Origin of the sequence: Fusicatenibacter faecihominis (assembly GCF_020686945.1) — a bacterium.
Taxonomy (GTDB): domain Bacteria; phylum Bacillota; class Clostridia; order Lachnospirales; family Lachnospiraceae; genus Limivivens; species Limivivens faecihominis.
This window is the reverse complement of the sequence record NZ_JAJEPR010000091.1, coordinates 1-1,647: the sequence shown is the minus strand read 5'-3', so window position 1 is coordinate 1,647 and position 1,647 is coordinate 1. Positions and strand designations below refer to the sequence as shown.

At 38.2% G+C, this 1,647-nt stretch carries 3 protein-coding genes and 1 pseudogene; all 4 read left to right on the top strand.

Going from position 1 to position 1,647, the window contains the following annotated elements; translation table 11 throughout:
- The first annotated feature begins 189 nt into the window (after positions 1-189).
- Positions 190-402, top strand: coding sequence for a DUF6199 family natural product biosynthesis protein (locus LKD71_RS17975; RefSeq protein WP_227616423.1), 213 nt, complete (start codon positions 190-192; stop codon positions 400-402).
- Positions 403-657: 255 nt separating this feature from the next.
- Positions 658-912 carry a CPCC family cysteine-rich protein gene (locus LKD71_RS17970; RefSeq protein WP_227616422.1) on the top strand — a complete coding sequence of 85 codons (255 nt, stop codon included), beginning with the start codon at positions 658-660 and terminating at the stop codon, positions 910-912.
- Positions 913-933: 21 nt separating this feature from the next.
- Positions 934-1,338, top strand: coding sequence for a hypothetical protein (locus tag LKD71_RS17965; RefSeq protein ID WP_002594806.1), 405 nt, complete (start codon positions 934-936; stop codon positions 1,336-1,338).
- 184 nt (positions 1,339-1,522) lie between these two features.
- Positions 1,523-1,647, top strand: a pseudogene (locus LKD71_RS17960) (MobA/MobL family protein); the annotation flags it as partial.

Below are 1,647 nucleotides of genomic sequence, written 5' to 3'. Positions count from 1 at the left end.
AGGGGACGCTACGCTTCCCCTGCGCTGGCTGCCGCCAGCTACCCTTTTGTGGACTTGCCATCTGGGGACACCTTGCGCTGCAAGCTGTTCCCATCTGACAAGTTTCATAAAATACGCTATCTTTTCGATAGGTAATAAAGTATAATGAAATCAATAACAAACTGGACTTGAATAACGGGAGGGACGCCTATGTTATGGTCTATTAGTGGTGGAGTTATAATTTTTGTTTTAGGTATGTTTATTTTTTTGAAGCCAGATTTAGTGTGGAAATTAACAGAAGTATGGAAATCTTATCGAGCAGATGAGCCATCTGAGTTATATCTGAAAACCACAAAAATTGGCGGTATTTTATTTGCTCTATTAGGAGTTGTCATGATAATACTTCCCTTTATTTTGAAATAATAACTTTCAGATTGCATGACGAGCGACAAATCAATTTTAGGAAGGGATATAGATGCCGGTTATCGAGATTATAACGATTGTATTTGCAGCGATTACAATTTATTTGTGTTATGACGAATATAAAAAAGGAAAAATGAGTTTGAGGAATTTCAAAATAGTTTCTATATGCGAAAGTCTTGCGATTTTAGGAATAATATTTTTGATAATTTGCTTATATTCAAATATGAAATTATAAGGGGGAGCTAAAAACACGAAATGATGAAATATCAATGTCCTTGTTGTGGATATTTTACCTACAATGTTCCGGCAAATGAAGATTGTGGGTATATCTGTCCCGTTTGTTTTTGGGAGAATGACCCGTTCATTGCTTCTGATAACGAACCAAGTGACTCTAATCATGGAATAACGCTAAAAGAAGCGAAATCCAATTTCGCAAAATTTGGTGCTTGTGAAAAAGAAATGTTATGTTATGTCCGACCACCAAGAGATGATGAAAAAGAAATTTCATAGTAGTGTGTAAAGGAGAATCAAATGAAGCATAAAAAGTTTTTGTTAATTGCACTGATATGTTTAATCGGTATAGGTATTAGCTTTCTTTTGTTTTCTGCTCATAGACCATTCAAAGATTTAGAGGCAGCAGATATTACTTCGGCAAGTGTTCGGTTATCGCCACCTGATACAACAATTCAGATAGTAGAAACAGAGGAATTAGTATCATATCTCAATGAGGTAGTTATTTACAATAAGGACAACTCATATACAGAATATGCCGGACAAGCAGTTATTTTCACTCTGTCTTTGGCAGATGGTTCTCAAGTGGAGATTATAGCATACAATCCATTTATTATAATTGACGGTATTGGTTATAAATGCAAATATGAACCTTGTGAAGCTCTTAATCATTATGCTAATGAGCTAATGACAAGAGAACCATAATTTTTAAGTGTACCATCTACCCATCGGGTCAACTTGTCCCGAACTTTTACAACTAAATATCCGCCGCCCTCACAGCGGCACCCCGAGCAGGAAATCTGAAAAAAGGTCTCCTGCTTTTTTTCTGCCCAAAATGAGGTGGTAAAACGCCACCCCATCCACCAACTACCGAAAGGAGGGACACGAAATGCCCTGTCCACACAACGAAATCACGATTGTTCAGCGCAGCCAGCGGCAGTCTGCGGTTGCCGCCGCTGCTTACCAAAGCGGCGAAAAGCTGTTCTGTGAATACGACCAGCAAGTGAAGCACTA

Bases quoted from the DNA above. Each gene is read 5' to 3' on its own strand.
- LKD71_RS17975 (WP_227616423.1), top strand. From the start codon at position 190: ATGTTATGGTCTATTAGTGGTGGAGTTATAATTTTTGTTTTAGGTATG.
- LKD71_RS17970 (WP_227616422.1), top strand. From the start codon at position 658: ATGATGAAATATCAATGTCCTTGTTGTGGATATTTTACCTACAATGTT.
- LKD71_RS17965 (WP_002594806.1), top strand. From the start codon at position 934: ATGAAGCATAAAAAGTTTTTGTTAATTGCACTGATATGTTTAATCGGT.